Raw genomic sequence first — 17,668 nt, 5'->3', positions numbered from 1 at the left:
GGACACCGCACGAATCGACACCCTAACCAACATGAAAGGCCGGGCATGTTGCTACTGCAGATTCTCGTCGACGGCTTTGCAATCAGTTCCCTCTATGCGCTGGGCGCGATCGGCTTCACGTTGATCTTCGGCGTCTCCGGCATCCTGAATCTCGCGCACGGCGGCGTGATGCTGGTCGCGGCGCTGATGGGCTGGATGCTCGCGGGCGAGGCGGGGCTTGGCACCTATCTCGGCACGCTGCTCGGCGTGATCGCGGGTCTCGTGACGGCCTTCGTCACCTACTTGATGGTGGTGCGGCCCATTCAACGCTCGGCTGCGATTCCCGGCGAAGAGAAGGAAATCTTCGTGCTCACCGGCACGCTGCTGTGGGGCATCATGATCCAGCAGGGCATGGCGTGGCTCTTCACCGACAACCCGGTGACGATGCGCCCGCTGATCAGCGGGGTGGCGATGGTGGGCAGCGTGCGCGTGCCGTACAACGAAATCATGATCGCGCTGGTCTGCTGGGCCGTGATCGGCATGCTGTGGCTGTTCGTGAACCGCACGCGTGCAGGCAAAGCGCTGCTCGCGGCTTCGATGAATCCGCGCGGTCTCACGCTGCTCGGCTTCGAACTCTCCCGGATCTATCTTCTCGCGTGGAGCATCTACGGCGTGCTGGCCGGCATTGCGGGCGTGCTGCTCGCTTCGTTCCTTGGCGTGAGCACGAACAATGCGGGGCAGCTCACGGCCAGCGCGTTCTCGATCGTCGTGCTGGGCGGACTCGGCAGTGTGTCGGGCTCGTTGATGGCCGCCTATGTCGTGGGTTATCTGGAGACGGTCACGGCCTATCTGATCGCGCCGACGCTGCGCCCGCTGCCCGCGTTGTTGTTACTGGTACTGGTCGTGTATGTACGGCCCCAGGGCTTCCTGGGACGCCGCTAACAGTGCGAATGGAGCGTACCCCTATGTCCGTTCTTCTCCGTTCGCGTGGCGCATGGGTCGCCGTTGCGCTCGCCGTGATCGCTGCGACGTTGCCGTGGTGGCTTTCTGGCTACATCCTCGGCGTGCTCACGGTTGCGTTTTACTTCGGCGTGTTCGCGATGTCGTGGGACCTGTTGTTCGGCTTTGCCGGCGAGGTCAACTTCGGGCCGACGTTCCTGATCGGACTCGGCGCCTATTCGGCTGCGATCCTCAACGCCAGGTGGGGCCTGCCCATACCCGTTTGCGTGCTCTCGGGCGGCGGCGTCGCGCTAGTGGGCGGCTTGCTCCTCGCGGTGCCCGCGCTGCGGCTGCGCGGTCCTTACTTCGGGCTAGTTACGCTCGTGGCCGTACTGCTGCTGCAAAACGCCATCGTGATCTTCGCGGGCATAACGGGCGGCGAGATCGGCATGATGGTGCCGGACGTGATGTCGGTCGATGCGAACCATAACTACTGGATCGCCCTCGCGTTCCTGATCGTTTGCGCGATCCTGCTGTTCGGCCTGTCGCGTTCGGCAGTCGGTCTGATCCTGCAGGCGAGCGGCCAGGACGCGACCGGCGCGCAGGCGTTGGGTTTCAATGTCACGCGGCACAAGCTCGTGGCCTTCTGCATCAGCGCCGTTTTCTCGGGCGTGGCCGGCGCGATGCTGGTGTTCTACCAGGGCACGGCTTCCGTGAGCACGGTGGTGGATCTCAGCGTGGGCGTGCAGATCATCATCGCGGCCGTGCTCGGCGGACGCCGGACGATACTCGGAGCGGTGCTCGGCTCGATCTTCCTGATCGTCGCCGGCGAGTTCCTGCGACCGCTCGGGCAGCTCAACACGTTCGTCGTCGCGGCGGTCGCGCTGGCTGCGCTGCTGTTCTTTCCAGACGGTCTGCTCGGCAATCTGCTACGTGCGAGGGAGCGCCAATGAACGACACGCCGCTGCTCTCCGTACGCGGGCTGACCAAGCGCTTCGGCGGTCTCGTCGCAGTCAAGGATATCGGCTTCGAGATCCGGCCCGGCGAGATCCTCGGTCTGATTGGACCGAACGGCTCGGGCAAGTCCACGGTCATGAAGCTGATCATGGGCATCGAGCGGCCCAATGCGGGGTCGGTCAAGGTGAACGGCGTGGAGATGGCCGGCTGGGCGCCGCACCGCATCGCGCGCGCGGGCGTGGGCATCGTGTTTCAGCATTCGCGGCCGCTGCATCGGCAAACGGTGCTGGAACATATCAAGCTCGCGCTGCTGCCTGATTCGCTCGTCAAGCTCGCTGCCGAACCCCACGTGCACCAGCGCGCGCAGGAAATCGCCGAGCGCGTGGGCCTTGCCGGCGTCATGCATCGGCATCCCGCGACGCTGCCGTTTGCGGATCTGCGCCGCATGGAGATGGCCAAGGCGATTGCGCGCGACCCGCAGGTCGTGCTGGTGGACGAGCCGTTTGCGGGACTGACGGTGGCGGAATCGCACGCGTTTTCCGAGCTGATTCGAGGCTTTCGCGCCGAAGGGCGCGCGGTGCTGCTGGTCGATCACAACGTGAAGAGTCTGTCCGCGCTCGCCGACCGTGTGCTGGCGATGTACCTTGGCGAGCGTGTCGCCGAGGGCACCGCCGAACAGGTGATGCAGAACGAGACGGTGCGCCGCGTCTATCTGGGCGGCAAGCTGGAGCTGCGCCAGCGCACCGGAGCCGCGGGCAATGCGAAGCCCACCATCCTCGAGGTGAGCGGTGTGCGCGTGCTCTACGACAAGGCTTGCGCACTCGACGACGTCAGTCTGCAAGTGCGCGAGGGCGAATTCGTCTCGGTTGTCGGCCTGAACGGCGCGGGCAAGACGACGCTGTTCAACGCGCTCTCGGGCCTCGTGCCGTACAAGGGGACGATCCGCTTCGATGGCCGCGATCTGCGCGGCATCAGCGGTGCCGCGATCTCGCGCGCCGGCCTCGTGCAATGCCCGGAAACGCGCGAGCTATTCGGCGACATGACGGTACGCGAGAATCTCGAACTCGGCGGATATCATCTTGCTGATTCGGCGCGCGCCAAGCAGCTGTCGTGGCTGTTCGATCTGTTTCCGATCCTGAAGTCGCGCCAGGGCCAAACCGCGCGTACGCTGTCCGGCGGCGAGCAGCAAATGCTCGCGATAGCGCGCGCGCTAATGACCCAACCGAAGCTGCTGATTCTCGACGAGCCGACACTCGGCCTCGCGCCCGTGATTCTCGAGCAATTGTCGAAAGCGCTGGATTCGCTGCAGAAGTCCACGCCCATCACCGTCTTGCTGGGCGAGCAGAACGTCAGGTTTGCGCTGCCGCATGCCGATCGCGTTTACGTTCTCGAACACGCGCGCATCATCTGGGAGGGCAGCGCTGCGCGCTTCGAGGCGGAGATGGGGCGCGGTTTTCTCGAGGCGGTGCCTGCCAATGACGCGGACACCACGACCTCCGGCGGCTCGCGAACCTAAGGCGTGTCGCGGCACGCGAGCCTATAGCGTGGCATCAGGACAGGGACGCAAAGCGGAATCGGCCAGCCGCCCGGGTCAATAGGCCAGTCTGCTCGGTGAGCGACGCGGCCGCGGCGGCTGCCTGTTCGACCAGCGCGGCATTTTGCTGCGACATCTGATCCATCTGCGTAATCGCGCGATTGACTTCCTCGATGCCATCGCTCTGTTCGGCCGAAGCCGTCGCGATGTCGCTCATGATCGACGTGACGCGACCGACGGCCGTCTGTACTTCGCCCATCGTCTCACCGGCCCGGCCGACGAGGCGCGAACCGTCGGCGACGCGCGCGGTCGACGCGTCGATCAGCTCCTTGATTTCCTTCGCCGCGGTCGCCGAGCGCTGAGCGAGATTGCGCACCTCGCCGGCGACGACGGCAAAGCCGCGTCCTTCCTCTCCGGCGCGCGCGGCCTCGACAGCCGCATTCAACGCGAGGATGTTGGTCTGAAAGGCGATGCCTTCGATCACCCCGATGATCTCGCCCATTCTTTTCGCGCCGTCGTGAATGTCGCGCATCGCGTCGATGACCTGACGGACGACGTCCGCGCCCGCACCGGCCGTCGCCTTCGTCGCGTCGGCCAGCTCGCGCGCTTCACGCGCGTGCGCCGCGTTCTCCGTAACGGCGTTGGTCAGTTGTTCCATACTCGCCGCCGTTTCCTCGATGGACGCCGCCTGCGCCTCGGTGCGCGCCGACAGGTCCGCGTTGCCGGCCGAAATTTGCTGGGTCGCGGACGCGATCGACTCGCTGCCGCGAGCGATCTGTTCGATCATCGTGCCGATGTCCTTCTGCATCTGCCCAACGCTTCTGACGAGGCGACCCATTTCGTCATTGCTGTCGAAGCGCAGTTGCTGCGACATGTCGCCCTGAGCGAGTCGCTCGACATGGCGCACCGTCATGTCGATCGGGCGCGCGATTGCGCGAAGCAGCGTGAAGCCGCAGGTGACGCAGGTCAGAAGACCGACGGCGATCGCGATTGCGGTAATGGTTGCAAGTGTCTGGTAGCTATGCTGTGCCGTGTCGTAGCGAGCGTTGCCTTGCGCGTTGCGAAACTTGTCCAGCTCCGCGGATTTCTGCGTTAGAGCCGCGGCAAACGGCGGCATAACGACCATTGCAATATGGTCGGCACCCTCGTGGTCGCCACGGCTCATCGCGTCCATCATCGGCTCGAGTGCGCCATGCAGCATCGCTTCGCGGGCGTCGGCGACGGCCTTCGACAAGGCCGCTTCCGCATCGGAGACGGGCAGTGCGCGGTACTCTTTCCAGGCTTTGTCGGAGACCGCTAGATAGTTGCGCGCCTTATCGATGAGGGCGGCTCTATCCGCCGCCTCCGGGTGCAGCAGCACGCGATCGAGCGTAGTGCGCACTACGGTCAGGTTCAGGTTGGACTTGCCGAGCGCGGTCGAGGCGGCCACGTCGTTGGTATACGCCTGCGCAACCGCATGGTTCGAGCCACGCATGCCGGCGATACCCAGTACGCCAGTCACCGTCAGCAGGAACCCGAGCAGGGTGAGGGTGGCGAGAAGACGGAACTTGATGGTCAGTTTCATGCTGAATTCGGAAAAGTGAGATACCGCTGGGTTAACGGCACCCATTCCGAAAAGTTCAGTTCTATTGATGGTTCGCTGAGCCATCGAGAACCGCCTCCGCTTCAGTCGGCAATGTCGGCGAGACTGCGGGTTGCGTGGCAGGACCCGGTGTTCGGAAGTGAGCCGTGTTGTCGCGATTCAGCACCGCGCGCGCCAGGTTCCTATCGAGTTGGCCCTCCCAGCGAGCGACGACGACGGTCGCAACGCCATTGCCGATCAGGTTCGTGACCGCACGCGCCTCGTTCAGAAAGCGGTCCACGCCGAGCAGCAGCACGAGGCCTTCGACGGGAATCTTGTGCATCGAGGCAAGCGTCGCGGCCAGCGCGACGAATCCCGCCCCGGCCACGCCCGCGGAGCCTTTGGACGTGAGCAGCAGCACGCCGAGCACGAGCAACTGGTCCCAGATACTGAGGTGGACGTTCATCGCCTGGGCGATGAACAACGCCGCCATCGTCAGATAAATCGCCGTTCCGTCGGCATTGAACGTATAGCCGGTGGGCAAGACCATGCCAACCACCGGGCGAGCGCAGCCCATCGCCTCCATCTTGATCAGCATCTGCGGCAACACCGCTTCTGTCGACGCCGTGCCGAGCGTAATCAGAATCTCGTCCCTGATGTAGCGGAGAAACTTCCAAAGCGAAAGCCCGCACATTTTCATGACAAGACCAAGCACGACGAACACGAAGAAGAACGAGGTCAGATACAGACAAAGCATCAACTCGCCGAACGATGCCAACGTGCCGATGCCGTATCTGCCGATCGTGAAGGCCATGCCGCCGAATGCGCCGATCGGAGCAACGTACATGACGATCCGCACCACGCCGAACATGCCTTGAAGGAACATGTCGAGCATGTCGACGAATGGTGCGGTACGAGGTCCGAGCTGCGCCAGCGAGATAGCGAGCAGAACTGAAAAGAAAATGATCGGAAGCATCTCGCCCTTGGCGAATGCCCCGACGATGCTATTCGGAACGATGCTCATGAAGAAGTCGAGCATCCCGTGTTGCTGCGCCGCGTGCGTATAGGTCGAAATCGCGGCGGCATCGATCTGCGAGGGATCGATGTTCATGCCGCTGCCGGGTTCGATGACATTGACCACCACCATCCCCGCAATCAGCGCGACCGTCGATGCCAGTTCGAAATAGAGAAGGGCTTTCACGCCTACCCGGCCCGCCTGATGGAGGTCGTTCATGCGCGCGATCCCGACTACGACCGACGCGAAGATGATCGGCGCAAGCAGCATTCGGATCAGCTTGATGAACAGGTCGCCCAGCGGCTTCATCTGCGACGCGAGTTCGGGGTAGAAGTGACCCAGCAGGACGCCGGCCACGATCCCGATGAGGACCTGAACGTACAGCTTGGAAACTGCTCTTCTTACTTTCGATACTGGCATGTCTGTCTCCTGTGCGTGGCGTCTTCAAAGGGAAAATGCGGCCCTCCCACGCGAGCAGCGTGGGAGGGCCGCATTGAGCCGGCTTCGTTCCGTCTTTTTATGAACCATTCGAGCGCGAATGTTTGTCGGTGCCGTTGCGAGCGCGCGTTATTCAGCCAGCTTGCGCATCTCGGCGATCAGGTCGGATTTGCCTTCGAAGCCGATGCCGGGCAGCTCCGGCATCGTGATATATCCGTTCTCGACGCGAACGCCGTCCGGGAAACCGCCGTATGGCTGGAACAGGTCGGGGTACGATTCGTTGCCGCCGAGTCCGAGGCCCGCAGCGATGTTCAGCGACATCTGGTGCCCGCCGTGGGGAATGCAACGGCTTCTCGACCAGCCATGCTGATGCAGCATATCGAGCGTTCGCAGATATTCGACGAGACCGTAGCTCAATGCGCAATCGAATTGCAGCCAATCGCGATCGGGGCGCATACCTCCGTAGCGGATCAGGTTGCGGGCATCCTGCATCGAGAACAGGTTTTCGCCGGTCGCCATCGGCTTGTCATAGTAGTTGCGCAGCGTCGCCTGCAACTCGAAGTCGAGCGGGTCGCCCGCCTCCTCATACCAGAACAGGTCGTACTGCGACAGCGCCTTCGCATAGCTGATCGCCGTATCGAGATCGAAGCGGCCGTTGGCATCGACCGCGAGCTTCTGGCCGTCCTGCAGCACGCTGAGGATCGAGTCGATGCGTCGCAGGTCTTCGTCGAGCGACGCACCGCCGATTTTCTTCTTCACGACCGTGTAGCCCCGGTCGATGTAGCTGCGCATCTCATCCTTGAGCTTCTCGTGGTCCTGGCCCGGATAGTAGTAGCCGCCCGCCGCGTAGACGAAGATCTTGCGGTTGGCCTCGCCATTGCCGTACCGCTCGGCGAGCAACTGGAACAGCGGTTTGCCGGCGATTTTCGCCACCGCGTCCCAGACGGCCATATCGATCGTGCCGATCGCGACGGAGCGCTCACCGTGGCCGCCGGGCTTCTCGTTGATGAACATCGTCGCCCAGATCTTGTGGGGATCGAGGTTGTCGCCGGAGTCGTCGACGAGCGCGGCCGGGTCGGCCTCGAGCAGGCGCGGGATGAAGCGCTCGCGCATCAGCGTGCCCTGACCGTAGCGGCCGTTCGAGTTGAAGCCATAGCCGATCACCGGCTTACCGTCGCGGATCACGTCCGTGACGACCGCGACGAGACTCAAGGTCATTTTGCTGAAGTCGATGTAGGCGTTCCGGATCGGCGAACTGATCGGAACGGTCTTTTCGCGGATTTCAACGATTCTCACGCCACTGTCTCCAGAGATTTGAACGGTTATTGAGCCACCCTGGCTGCAATGTGGTGCGTAGCTTAGCCCCGAAAGTGCTTGCTAGAATTCACTTGTGTTCACTATATATTTCACCAAAAGTGAGTACTGCACCCGTATCCGACTTCGAGTTCTTCATTCTTCTTGCGAAACTCAGGAGCATGTCCGGCGCCGCCCGGGCGCTCGATCTCAGTCCGCCAGCGGCGACCAAGCGGCTGGGGATCATCGAGCAGCGGCTCGGCGCGCGTCTGGTCAACCGGACTACGCGCAGCGTCAGCCTGACGCCCGAGGGAGAGACCTATCTGCGCTACGCGTCCCAGATCGTCGGGCAGGTCCGCGAGATGGAGGAGGCCATCTCCGGCGCCCGGCGCGATCCGCATGGGCCGTTGCGCATCAACGCGACGCTGGGTTTCGGCAGGACGACCATCGCGCCGCTCGTCTCCGACTTCGCCAGGCGTTTTCCGAACGTCGAAGTGCAGTTCGAGGTGACGGACCGGCCGGTGGATCTCGTCGAAGGCGCCTTCGACATGGCGATACGGTTCGGCGAGCTGCCGGACAGTCGGCTGAGCGCGAGGCGCATCATGAGCAATCGCCGTTTTCTTTGCGCGTCGCCGAAATATCTGGAGCGTTTTGGAGCGCCCGAGCGCGTGGAGGACCTGCATCAGCATCGCTGCATCATTCATCGGCAGAACGATGACGCTTATGGCGTGTGGCGCTACATCGTGAACGACCACATCGAAGCGATCAAGGTCAAAGGCGTGCTATCGAGCAACGATGGCGACATTGCGCTTCGGTGGGCGCTCGACGGTCACGGGATTCTGATTCGCTCCGAATGGGATCTGGCCAAGTACGTACAGAGCGGGCGCCTCAAGCTGGTGCTGCCGAATACCGTGCTGCCGTCGGCGGACCTGTTCGTCTACTACCCGAGGCAGCGCAATCAGACGGCGCGGGCGCGAGCCTTCATCGATTTCCTCGTCGATCATTTTCAGGCGCCGTTCACACCGGTCGACACTACCGTCGAAGTTCCGGAAAGGAAGAAGAGGGGCTCGCGGAAGTGAGGTTCATATCGCTAGGCGTCGCCGCGACAGGTGCATAGCACTTGTTGGGGCGAAGCTTTCGATTACCCGACTAAGCTAGTCAGATAACCCTCAATATTTTGAGGGTATTGCCGTTAGAACGTCCATTGACCGACATTCCGGCGCCTTCAGCAGAGCGCGGTGCCTCGCTAACGACCTTCATGCGCAATAACCCCCCTGTAACACAACGCGAATTCGATTTCCCCCCCTCGGAGATGCTTGTCTCGGCAACCGACCTGAAAGGAAGGATTCAGTACTGCAACCCCGGATTCATTGCGATCTCAGGCTTCACGCGAGAAGAGTTGCTCGGCGCGCCACATAACATCGTCCGGCATCCCGACATGCCGCGCGAGGCCTACGCCGACATGTGGGAGACGATCCGCGCGGGTCAGCCCTGGACGGCGCTCGTGAAAAACCGCCGCAAGAATGGCGACCACTACTGGGTATGCGCGAACGTCACGCCGGTGATCGAAAGCGGTCAGACCGTCGGCTATCTGAGCGTTCGCACCAAGCCTTCTCGCAACGAAGTGAGGCTTGCCGAGTCAACCTATACGCGGATGCGCGAAGGCACGTTGCGCTCGCACAAGTTGCGCCGCGGGAAGCTGGTGCGTACCGGGATAGCCGGCAAGCTGCAGGCACTGACGCACTTGTCCGTCGTGGCGCGCATCGGTGTCGGCTATGCGATTGCGCCGCTGGTCTTCCCGCTCGTCGGTGCGGCGCTGTACGGCGGGATGCCGCCGTTGCCGTACTGGAGCGCGACTGGCGTCACCGCGATGCTGGCCGGCCTGGCCTGGCTGGCGTTGAGAAAGCAATTGGGTGCGCCGCTCGCGGGGCTCTCCAGTTTCGCCACCCGTATGGCTGCCGGCGACCTCACTGCCCAAATGAGCATCTCGAGGAACGGAGATTTCGGCGACGTACTCAGCGCGCTGAACCAACTGAAGGCGAACCTCGGCGCGATCGTGCTGGACGTGCGTGGCCAGATCGGCGGGGTGGTGGACTCCGCTCGTGAAATGTCGAGCGGCAATGAAGATCTGGCGCGCCGCACTGAATCGCAAGCGGCGTCGCTCGAGGAAACCGCTGCGACCATGGAGCAATTCACCACCAGCGTGAAGGCCAATGCAGACGCCGCCGCGTCCGCGCTCGGACTTGCGCGGGAAGCACAGGATGCCGCGGCGCTTGGCGGCGAGATCGTCGGTCAGGTTGAGCGGACCATGTCCGGCATTACGTCGGCGTCGCAGCGTATCGCCGATATCACGGGCGTGATCGATGGCATCGCCTTTCAGACCAACATCATTGCTTTGAACGCGGCAGTCGAAGCCGCCCGTGCCGGCGACGCCGGCCGATCGTTCGCGGTCGTCGCCACCGAAGTCCGCATGCTCGCGCAACGTTGCGCGGAGTCCGCGCGGCAAATCAAGTCCGTGGTGGATCTGACCGTCGCGGAAGTCTCGCAAGGAACGGAACTGATCGACCGCACCGCGTCGCAGATGAAAGTGATCGACGAGACGGTCAGACGCGTACTGACCATCATCGACGATGTGTCGAACGCCAGCGACGAGCAGGCCAAAGGCATCATGCAGGTGAATCAGGCAATCACGCACCTCGACAGCGCGACCCAGCAAAACGCCGCGCTGGTGGAGCAAGCGACGGCCACTGCGCAACGGCTGATCGACTCCGCTCAGGTGCTGGATGAGACCGTGCGCCTTTTCACCATTTCCGGTCAGCGTGAGTCGTCGCTCTCGGCCGCTCGATGATCGGTCTGTTGCTTTGCAGTCAACCTAGTTCGAACGTACTCACCCCGAACACGCGTTGCACGGGAATGGCCGGCGCGGCGCGCGTGTACATGCGCGCCGTTTCGAATGCGCTCACCATGCCGTAGCGTTCAGCGAGCGCGACCGCAGCCGCGTTGACTTCCGGGACATCGAGCGCGATGACTTCGCCTGCGGCGCTCGCGACCAGCCCGTCGAATAGATCGTTGGCAATCCGTGCGTCGTCGGCAAAGAGCGGACCGATCTTGTAGCCGCTCCTGCAGCGGCGCAGCACACCGTACCCTCTGATCTGATCGTTGCGCACATCCGCCAGAGCCAGCGCCTGTGATTGGGCGATCCAGTCCGCGAGGAAGCGGGAACGGTTGGTCGAAAAACATGCGCTGTCGTAGGCAAGCAGTTGCGCGAAGGGTACCTCCCGCGCGTTCGTCAGCCTGGGCGTCGACGCGGCTCGCACGACGCCCTGGAAGCGGATGTTGCGATACGCGAGCTGGAAGCCGGATTTCATATAGTTCGGCTGCTGGGCAACGACACCATCGAGGCCGATCGTCCGATCTCCCAGATAGCGCATCGCGTGCTGCCACGTGCGCAGACCGAAACCCCTGGCGCGAAATGCCGGCTTGACGATGTAGAGGCCAATGAAACCGGAGCGCTCGTCGTAGGCGACTGCCGAGATGCATGCCACCGGCTCGCCGCGCCAGATACCGACGAAAAAGCCATTGGGATCTGCATTCCAGAAGCATCGCGCGTCGTCGAGGCCCGGATTCCATCCCTCTGCCGCAGCCCATTCGATCGCCAGATCGACCTCGCTGGACGACATGTTGCGCACAACGAAATCGCTATGATCATCCATGCTCAAACGCAGCAACGTGATTGGCTACAACGTCTATGCGGGCGTGAAGACGACGGCGCCATGCCCGGCAACTTGCGCGAAGGTCCGGGCGAAGCGGTAGGCCTGTCCTTCGATGACCAACTGGTTGAATCCCGACCGGGTGGTCTCCAGAAGCGCGTGGACCATCGCGTTCGGAATGGCCGCGCAGCTTGTCCAGTCCGCGTCTGGCTCGCCGGGGTCGCCAAGATAGACTTCGCTATTTTCGCCGTGAGAGAGCACGAAAATCAGGCTCTGTCCTTTGTCTAGCGAAAGCTCCAGGTACTCCGAAAGCGTGGATGCCGCCTCGGTCGCTAGATCGAGCGGGGCGCGAGAGGAAGAATTCATAAGTGGCCTTTGTGGTCGGGCGTGGCATCCACGGGTTACAAGACATCGCATACCAGCAAGACGATCAATCCGGCAACTGCTCGGGCGCACCATCCAGAATGCGAAGCTTGTCGTCGATATCGGGAAGCTGATGGCCGGCCGCGCGAAGCTCGTTGACGAGCCGATGCGCGGTTGCACGACACTGCGCCAGCGTCTCGTGCAGTCGCGGTTCGCCTCGCAGACCCGCCACCACCTTTTCCAGCTCGGAGGGAGGCTCGCTCAGCAGCGCGGGCACCACCTCTTCTGGCGGAATCAGCGACCCGTGGCTCAAAAGCTGAGCCGTCCAGTCGCATCCATACAGCAGCGTGCGCCGCTCGGTCCGTTTCGCTTCGTCCTGCTCCAGGGTCGCGAGACTGTGCCGGTTCTTGTGAATCGAAGCGCGCCAGGTTGCAAGTATGTCGGCGCGCAACTCCGCAATTGCGTTGCCGAGAGACGTGCTCTGTCCGCCAACCACGAGCCGGCGTTCATCGAGCCTGTCGACGTGGTCCCGGTATCGTTCGAGGAAGGGCTGCCAGTTCAACGGCAATTCGGTCGTCTCGGAGAACGAGCGGCTGATCTCATTGAGCTCGCTCCTGACCTCCTCGATGGCCCGCGCATCGGCAAGTCGTGCCTCATAGACCTCGTGAGCGGTCACCATCTGGCGATGAAGCGCGAACAGCGGATTCTTGTGGCGGCGTTGCAGGTGTCGCTCGGCAGCGCCGGGATGAGCGCTCCATCGCCAGTTGGGCAGCGATTTCGCGTCGAACTCGACCGCGTCTACCATCGGCCGGAATACCGCCAGCCCCTCTTCGGTTGCATGGCGGAAACAGTCGGCCAGCTTGAAGTCATTGCCTTGCACGTGAGTGCCTTCGGTCCCCGCATATGGAGAATCCGGCGCGAGCCGCAGGAAGGCGGTAGCGAGGAAAAACTCCATCGGTAGCTCGACGGACAGTCCCTCCAGGCGGAAGGTGCGCTGTTGAGCGGAAAGGTCTTCGACAGAATGCGCGAGGCGGTTTTCGAGTTCGAGGAGCGAGTCGATCTTGTCGCCGGAAGACGGCTGCATCGCGTCGGCGAGCAGGCAAAAAGATTCGCGCACCATTTTTGCCGCGATGGTGCCGTGCTTCTCGGCGAAAAGCCACAGCCAGAGAGCAAGCTGATAGCCCCGAACTCCGTTTCGGGCGAGCGTTTCGACTTCGGGCGTGAAGGTGATCCCGGGCGCGGCCCAGTTCGCAAACGGTGGCGAGTCGCTGACCAGGTACATGTCCAGAAGCTGCTTCAACGACTCATGCGTCCCGCTCGGCCAGCTTCGCGTCTCGTCGTTCTGCTTCTCGGTCTTCCAAAGTTTCCAGGCCATCGTGGACCTCGCAAGAGTGTGCGGGATGCGGCTTGGTGAAGATACTTGCACACTCGGTCGGGGGCGTAAACCGGCGCTTGACCTTGTTGACTCGGACAGGCTGTTGCGGAGCGATGGGGGTTAAAGCGGGTCAAAACGCTATGACGGAGACGCGGCTTGTGGTCGATCAATGCCGCCATAAGTCAGGCTTTCTCTGCCTGTTCGACGTAGGTCTTATGCTAGCCGGAAGCGGCTTTCTGGGCAGCCGCGGCGCGGATCGTGCGCCGCGACGGCGCAGGTTTCCTGGATGCCGGGATCGCTTCAGGATAGACCCGCAACGAGCCACGCGCGGTACGCGACGGGCTCCGGAATTCGGGAATTCGTGGCGTCGTTCGCCGGAGGCCCGGTTTTCGTACTAGGCTAGAAGCCGGATCGACGAAGACCGGCTGACGCGAACCATCCGCAGTCGGGCTGGCCGGTGTTCGACGTGTTTTCATCGGCGTGTTGCCGCAATGGAGCGAGGTCCACCATGCAATTGTCCGCCGTCAAGGTCGTCAAGCCCGAAGCGACCAACTTCATCCTCGGGCAAAGCCACTTCATCAAATCCGTCGAGGATATTCACGAAGCGATGGTTGGCACGGTGCCAGGCATCAAGTTCGGGCTCGCGTTTTGCGAGGCCTCCGGCAAGCGCCTCGTGCGGCGCTCCGGCACGGACGACAGCCTCGTCGAGATGGCATGCCAGAACGCGACCAACGTCGGCGCGGGCCATAGCTTCTTCGTATTTCTCGGCGACGGCTTTTTCCCCGTCAACGTGCTGAACACGATCAAGGCCGTGCCCGAGGTCTGCCGCATCTTCTGCGCAACGGCGAATCCCGTCGAAGTGCTGGTCGCTGAAACGGATCAGGGGCGCGGGATAGTCGGCGTGATCGATGGCTTTCCACCCGTCGGCACCGAAAGTGCGGAAGACGTTCAATGGCGCAAGGATCTTTTGCGCACGATAGGCTACAAGCTGTAGCCGCTGCGCTTTCACTCGCTTTACACGCGCCGCCTACCTGCCGACATGCTATGGAACGACAACGACGCCTGATTCCGGGCACGCTGTGGCCCGCCATTCTGCGACAGACCGACCATGCGCTCGGTTGCGGCGCGCTACGGCCGATCGACACGCAACAGTGCATGATCGACAGCGGCGGCATCCGCTTTCTCGTGCGTCAGGTGTCGAGCCTGACGCACAAGGAACAACAGCGCGAGCAAGCGCACAAGCTGCAGACCGCAAAGCGCCCGCAAGCGGACCCATTTCTTCCCCCCGACCCGGATCTGTTCGTCGCCGACATTTCCGACACGCATCTCGCGTTGCTCAACAAGTTCAACGTGATCGATCATCATCTGCTGATCGTCACGCGCGAATTCGAACCGCAGGAAGCGCTGCTCGATCTTGCCGATTTCGAAGCGCTGCTCGCGTGCATGGCCGAATTCGACGGCGTCGGCTTTTACAACGGCGGCGCGGAGGCGGGTTCGAGCCAGCCGCACAAGCATCTGCAGATCGTGCCGCTGCCGCTCGGGGACACCGGTCCGCCGGTGCCTATCGAGCCCTTGCTGGGCGCGCACGAACGCTTGCCGGAGCTGCCGTTCTGGCATGCGTTTGCGCGCTTCGACGCGGATGATCTGACGCGCGCGGATGCGCCGAAGCTGGCGCTGTCCCGCTATCGCACGCTGCTCGAAGCGGCGGGTGTCGGCGCGGTCGAAATCGATCGTGCGTGGTGTCATGCGGCGCCCTACAACCTGCTGGTCACACGGCGCTGGATGCTGCTCGTGCCGAGATCGCAAGAGCGTGTCGAAGGCGTGTCGGTCAACGCGCTCGGCTTTGCGGGTTCGCTGTTCGTGCGTGACGCGGCTCAACTGGACGTGATCGAAAGGCTAGGCCCGATGACGGTATTGGAACGCGCCGCGCTGCCTGCGAATACATAGCGACCGAGCGGCGACCTCACGCACCGTCCGACTGCAAGTACCTGTGCGCGAAAGCAATCGCCATGCTGCCTTCGCCGACGGCCGAAGCGACGCGCTTCACAGGGCTCAGCCTCACGTCCCCGCACGCAAACACGCCAAGCACACTCGATTCGAGCAGATAAGGATCGCGGTGATGATGCGGCCAGCGTGCGGCCTTGACGACGTCGTCGCCGGTCAGAACATAGCCGCGTACGTCGCGCGCGATTTCGGCCGGCAGCCACTCCGTCTGCGCATCGGCTCCGATGAAGACGAACAGGCCGCCGCAGTCGTGCCGGCTTACTGCGTCCGTCGTCGAATCGCGAATGTCGATGGCCGTCAGATGCGTGTCGCCATGCGCGCCGACGACTTCCGAGCGCAAGCGCACCGCGACATTCGATTTGCCCGCAAGCTGTTCGACCAGATAGCGCGACATGCCCTTTTCGAGCGAATCGCCGCGCACGACGAGCGTCACGCTGCGCGCATGATTGGCGAAGAACAACGCCGCCTGGCCGGCCGAATTGCCGCCGCCGATCAGATGGACATCGAGGCCGTGGGTTGCGCTCGCTTCGCTGCGCGCCGCGCCGTAGTAGATCCCCTTGCCGATAAAGCGGTCGAAGCCGTCGATGGCAAGCCGCCGCCACGTGACGCCCGTCGCGAGAATGATGGTTCGAGCGTGCACGGCGTCGCCGCCATCGAGATGAATCCGCCGCGTCTTTACATCGATGCGCTCGACCGAGCGCGTCACGAGGATTTCCGCGCCGAGCCGCCGTGCCTGTTGCAGCGCGCGGCTCGCCAGTTCGTCGCCGGAAACGCCATTGGGAAAGCCGAGATAGTTCTCGATGCGCGACGACGTGCCCGCCTGTCCGCCCGGCGCCTCGCGCTCCAGCACCAGCGTGCGCAGACCTTCCGACGCGCCGTACACCGCGGCAGCCAGCCCCGCGGGGCCGCCGCCGATGATCGCCGTGTCGTATCCGGCCATACGCGGCTGCGTTTGAAGGCCGAGCAGTCCCGCCAGTTCGCGGGTCGCGGGCCGGCTCAGCACCGTGCCGTCGACGAGGCGCAACGCGGGGCACTCGCGTTCCGTCGGACAGGTGCCAGGCCAGCGCGCGGGCAGTTCGGGCGCATCCGGCGCCAGCCAGTCGGCGCTGATCTGATTGCGCGCGAGAAACTGGCGCAGCAGCGTGCACGCATCGTCCCAACGGTTGCCGACGATCGTCACACGCGCTTTCGGCGGCTCGGCAGAAAGGCTTTGCAGGCCGCCGATGCGTTCGCGCGCGAGCGCCCCCATCTTGAACGCCACCTCGGGCGACGCCGCCGCGAGCGCATAGTATTGCGGCGCGTCGACGCGCATCACGCGCGAAGGCTCGGCTGCTCGATAGGCGCCCGGAAACGGCGAACTCAGCGCAAGCGGCACTTCGCCGAAGATCGTGCCGGGCAGACGCCAGCCCAAGGTCCGCTCGATGCCGTCGAACGTCTTGATGACTTCCATCCTGCCCGACAGCACCGCGTATAACGCGCGCTCGCCACCTTCATGAACCGCGAACTCGCCCGCGCACAGATGCAGGTCCGCGGCCGTGTGCGCGAGGGTTGCCAGTTCGCTGTCGGGGAGGCTGGAGAACAGCGGCACGGCGCGAATGTCGTCGATCGTCAGCATGGCTTTGTTTTCCGTTTGTCGAACTCGCGCCAAGGCATACGCGGACAACGCGCATAGCCACCAACCGCATCGACCCAGTATAGGATTTTCGGATCGCGGTGCAGACGATCGAAAGTCCTAAGATGGGTGAAGAGCCAAGATGTGAGCGGCGTATTTCGTCGTTGTCATGCAACCAGTACCAGGCGATCAGTGCGGAGGTGCGCAATGATGTTTCGATGGATGCGAATGGTCGGTCTGGCGACGTATGTGTGTGCCAGTGCTTACGGATGTCTGGCGGCGGATGCGTCGGCAGCGCTCGCGGCTGCTGTCGCGCCGCCGGTTGTCTATGTCGCCGATTTCGATCTCGACGCCGCGAATATCGCCCCTGACAGCGGGCCGGGCCACCGCGCGCGGGGCATCGTGGGCAATCTGGTGCCGGCGGGTCCGCTGCGCCAGCAACAGGACCCGCAGGCGCGGGCGCGAGAGATCGTCGCGCTGATGGCGCAATCCTTGACGGACGATCTGAAGAAGGCCGGAGTAGACGCGCGCCGCGTCGCGCCGGGTGAGCCGCTGCCTCACGACGGCTGGCAGGTGCGCGGTGTTTTTCTCAGCGTCGACGAGGGTAACCGGCTGCGTCGCGCGATGGTGGGCATGGGCGCGGGCCAAAGCCAGTTTCAGGTCGCGGTTTCCTGCGATAACCTGGCCGCGCCGGAGTTGCCGCCGCTTTATGAAGGTGTTGAAGAGGGCAAGAGCAGGGATATGCCGGGCGCGGTGATCAAGCTCAATCCGTACGTGATCGCCGCGAAGGTCGTTCTGTCCGGTCGCGATGAAAAGACGGCGGTCAGAAACAGCGCGCAGCAGATAGCCGACGAGCTCGCGCGACGGCTTCAGACTGGCGCCCAGTAG

At 63.3% G+C, this 17,668-nt stretch carries 15 protein-coding genes; 8 read left to right on the top strand and 7 right to left on the bottom strand.

The annotated features are described in order from the left end of the window. Positions 1-45: 45 nt before the first annotated feature. The 3 genes from QFZ91_RS05025 to QFZ91_RS05015 are packed head-to-tail and all read left to right on the top strand — an operon-like array spanning position 46 to position 3,391. Positions 46-921 carry a branched-chain amino acid ABC transporter permease gene (locus QFZ91_RS05025; protein WP_429566446.1) on the top strand — a complete coding sequence of 292 codons (876 nt, stop codon included), beginning with the start codon at positions 46-48 and terminating at the stop codon, positions 919-921. Between the two features lie 23 nt (positions 922-944). After that, positions 945-1,871, top strand: coding sequence for a branched-chain amino acid ABC transporter permease (locus tag QFZ91_RS05020; RefSeq protein WP_429501678.1), 927 nt, complete (start codon positions 945-947; stop codon positions 1,869-1,871). After that, the gene (locus QFZ91_RS05015) at positions 1,868-3,391 is read left to right on the top strand and encodes an ATP-binding cassette domain-containing protein (RefSeq protein ID WP_176111268.1); all 1,524 of its coding nucleotides are present in this window, start codon (positions 1,868-1,870) and stop codon (positions 3,389-3,391) included. Before QFZ91_RS05020 ends, QFZ91_RS05015 begins: the two co-directional genes overlap by 4 nt. Positions 3,392-3,425: 34 nt before the next feature. Here the strand turns inward: QFZ91_RS05015 and QFZ91_RS05010 are convergent, their stop codons facing one another. The 3 genes from QFZ91_RS05010 to QFZ91_RS05000 form a co-directional block, all read right to left on the bottom strand. Then, positions 3,426-4,973 (bottom strand): methyl-accepting chemotaxis protein, encoded by a 1,548-nt coding sequence (locus QFZ91_RS05010; RefSeq protein ID WP_429566445.1) that lies wholly within the window; start codon positions 4,971-4,973, stop codon positions 3,426-3,428. A gap of 61 nt (positions 4,974-5,034) precedes the next feature. Further along, positions 5,035-6,405, bottom strand: a complete 1,371-nt coding sequence (gene dctA / locus QFZ91_RS05005) for a C4-dicarboxylate transporter DctA (protein ID WP_429566444.1) — start codon at positions 6,403-6,405, stop codon at positions 5,035-5,037. 147 nt (positions 6,406-6,552) lie between these two features. Further along, positions 6,553-7,719: a mandelate racemase/muconate lactonizing enzyme family protein gene (locus QFZ91_RS05000; protein WP_429566443.1), complete on the bottom strand. Its 1,167-nt coding sequence runs from the start codon at positions 7,717-7,719 to the stop codon at positions 6,553-6,555. A gap of 119 nt (positions 7,720-7,838) precedes the next feature. On the opposite strand from QFZ91_RS05000, the gene QFZ91_RS04995 reads away from it, so the two are divergent. Continuing rightward, a complete protein-coding gene (locus QFZ91_RS04995) occupies positions 7,839-8,795 on the top strand; it encodes a LysR family transcriptional regulator (protein ID WP_176111264.1) in 957 nt (318 codons plus the stop codon). 179 nt (positions 8,796-8,974) lie between these two features. Then, positions 8,975-10,564: a methyl-accepting chemotaxis protein gene (locus QFZ91_RS04990; RefSeq protein WP_429566442.1), complete on the top strand. Its 1,590-nt coding sequence runs from the start codon at positions 8,975-8,977 to the stop codon at positions 10,562-10,564. Between the two features lie 19 nt (positions 10,565-10,583). On the opposite strand, the gene QFZ91_RS04985 is transcribed toward QFZ91_RS04990, so the two are convergent. The 3 genes from QFZ91_RS04985 to QFZ91_RS04975 all read right to left on the bottom strand — a co-directional run bounded on the left by QFZ91_RS04985 (position 10,584) and on the right by QFZ91_RS04975 (position 13,164). Beyond that, positions 10,584-11,429, bottom strand: coding sequence for a GNAT family N-acetyltransferase (locus QFZ91_RS04985; protein WP_429566441.1), 846 nt, complete (start codon positions 11,427-11,429; stop codon positions 10,584-10,586). 33 nt (positions 11,430-11,462) lie between these two features. Further along, positions 11,463-11,792: a hypothetical protein gene (locus QFZ91_RS04980; RefSeq protein ID WP_429566440.1), complete on the bottom strand. Its 330-nt coding sequence runs from the start codon at positions 11,790-11,792 to the stop codon at positions 11,463-11,465. Between the two features lie 64 nt (positions 11,793-11,856). Further along, complete coding sequence (locus QFZ91_RS04975) at positions 11,857-13,164, bottom strand: tryptophan leader peptide (RefSeq protein ID WP_429566439.1); 1,308 nt, start codon at positions 13,162-13,164, stop codon at positions 11,857-11,859. A 508-nt stretch (positions 13,165-13,672) separates the two neighbouring features. On the opposite strand from QFZ91_RS04975, the gene QFZ91_RS04970 reads away from it, so the two are divergent. After that, positions 13,673-14,158, top strand: a complete 486-nt coding sequence (locus tag QFZ91_RS04970) for an adenosine-specific kinase (protein WP_013093709.1) — start codon at positions 13,673-13,675, stop codon at positions 14,156-14,158. Positions 14,159-14,208: 50 nt separating this feature from the next. Further along, positions 14,209-15,111, top strand: coding sequence for an ATP adenylyltransferase family protein (locus QFZ91_RS04965; protein WP_429566438.1), 903 nt, complete (start codon positions 14,209-14,211; stop codon positions 15,109-15,111). 16 nt (positions 15,112-15,127) lie between these two features. Here the strand turns inward: QFZ91_RS04965 and QFZ91_RS04960 are convergent, their stop codons facing one another. Further along, positions 15,128-16,783 carry an FAD-dependent oxidoreductase gene (locus QFZ91_RS04960; RefSeq protein ID WP_429566437.1) on the bottom strand — a complete coding sequence of 552 codons (1,656 nt, stop codon included), beginning with the start codon at positions 16,781-16,783 and terminating at the stop codon, positions 15,128-15,130. Positions 16,784-16,987: 204 nt separating this feature from the next. On the opposite strand from QFZ91_RS04960, the gene QFZ91_RS04955 reads away from it, so the two are divergent. Continuing rightward, positions 16,988-17,668, top strand: coding sequence for a DUF4410 domain-containing protein (locus tag QFZ91_RS04955; RefSeq protein WP_429566436.1), 681 nt, complete (start codon positions 16,988-16,990; stop codon positions 17,666-17,668).

The sequence above is a fragment of the Paraburkholderia sp. JPY419 genome, assembly GCF_050435705.1.
Lineage (GTDB): Bacteria > Pseudomonadota > Gammaproteobacteria > Burkholderiales > Burkholderiaceae > Paraburkholderia > Paraburkholderia youngii.
The sequence above is the reverse complement of the archived record's forward strand: the minus strand, read 5'-3'. Positions and strand labels throughout refer to the sequence as shown.

What these genes read in the sequence shown, in the direction of transcription:
- QFZ91_RS05025 (WP_429566446.1), top strand. Translation starts at nt 46, where the DNA reads ATGTTGCTACTGCAGATTCTCGTCGACGGCTTTGCAATCAGTTCCCTC.
- QFZ91_RS05020 (WP_429501678.1), top strand. Translation starts at nt 945, where the DNA reads ATGTCCGTTCTTCTCCGTTCGCGTGGCGCATGGGTCGCCGTTGCGCTC.
- QFZ91_RS05015 (WP_176111268.1), top strand. Translation starts at nt 1,868, where the DNA reads ATGAACGACACGCCGCTGCTCTCCGTACGCGGGCTGACCAAGCGCTTC.
- QFZ91_RS05010 (WP_429566445.1), bottom strand. Translation starts at nt 4,973, where the DNA reads ATGAAACTGACCATCAAGTTCCGTCTTCTCGCCACCCTCACCCTGCTC.
- dctA (WP_429566444.1), bottom strand. Translation starts at nt 6,405, where the DNA reads ATGCCAGTATCGAAAGTAAGAAGAGCAGTTTCCAAGCTGTACGTTCAG.
- QFZ91_RS04990 (WP_429566442.1), top strand. Translation starts at nt 8,975, where the DNA reads ATGCGCAATAACCCCCCTGTAACACAACGCGAATTCGATTTCCCCCCC.
- QFZ91_RS04985 (WP_429566441.1), bottom strand. Translation starts at nt 11,429, where the DNA reads ATGGATGATCATAGCGATTTCGTTGTGCGCAACATGTCGTCCAGCGAG.
- QFZ91_RS04980 (WP_429566440.1), bottom strand. Translation starts at nt 11,792, where the DNA reads ATGAATTCTTCCTCTCGCGCCCCGCTCGATCTAGCGACCGAGGCGGCA.
- QFZ91_RS04975 (WP_429566439.1), bottom strand. Translation starts at nt 13,164, where the DNA reads ATGGCCTGGAAACTTTGGAAGACCGAGAAGCAGAACGACGAGACGCGA.
- QFZ91_RS04970 (WP_013093709.1), top strand. Translation starts at nt 13,673, where the DNA reads ATGCAATTGTCCGCCGTCAAGGTCGTCAAGCCCGAAGCGACCAACTTC.
- QFZ91_RS04965 (WP_429566438.1), top strand. Translation starts at nt 14,209, where the DNA reads ATGGAACGACAACGACGCCTGATTCCGGGCACGCTGTGGCCCGCCATT.
- QFZ91_RS04960 (WP_429566437.1), bottom strand. Translation starts at nt 16,783, where the DNA reads ATGCTGACGATCGACGACATTCGCGCCGTGCCGCTGTTCTCCAGCCTC.
- QFZ91_RS04955 (WP_429566436.1), top strand. Translation starts at nt 16,988, where the DNA reads ATGATGTTTCGATGGATGCGAATGGTCGGTCTGGCGACGTATGTGTGT.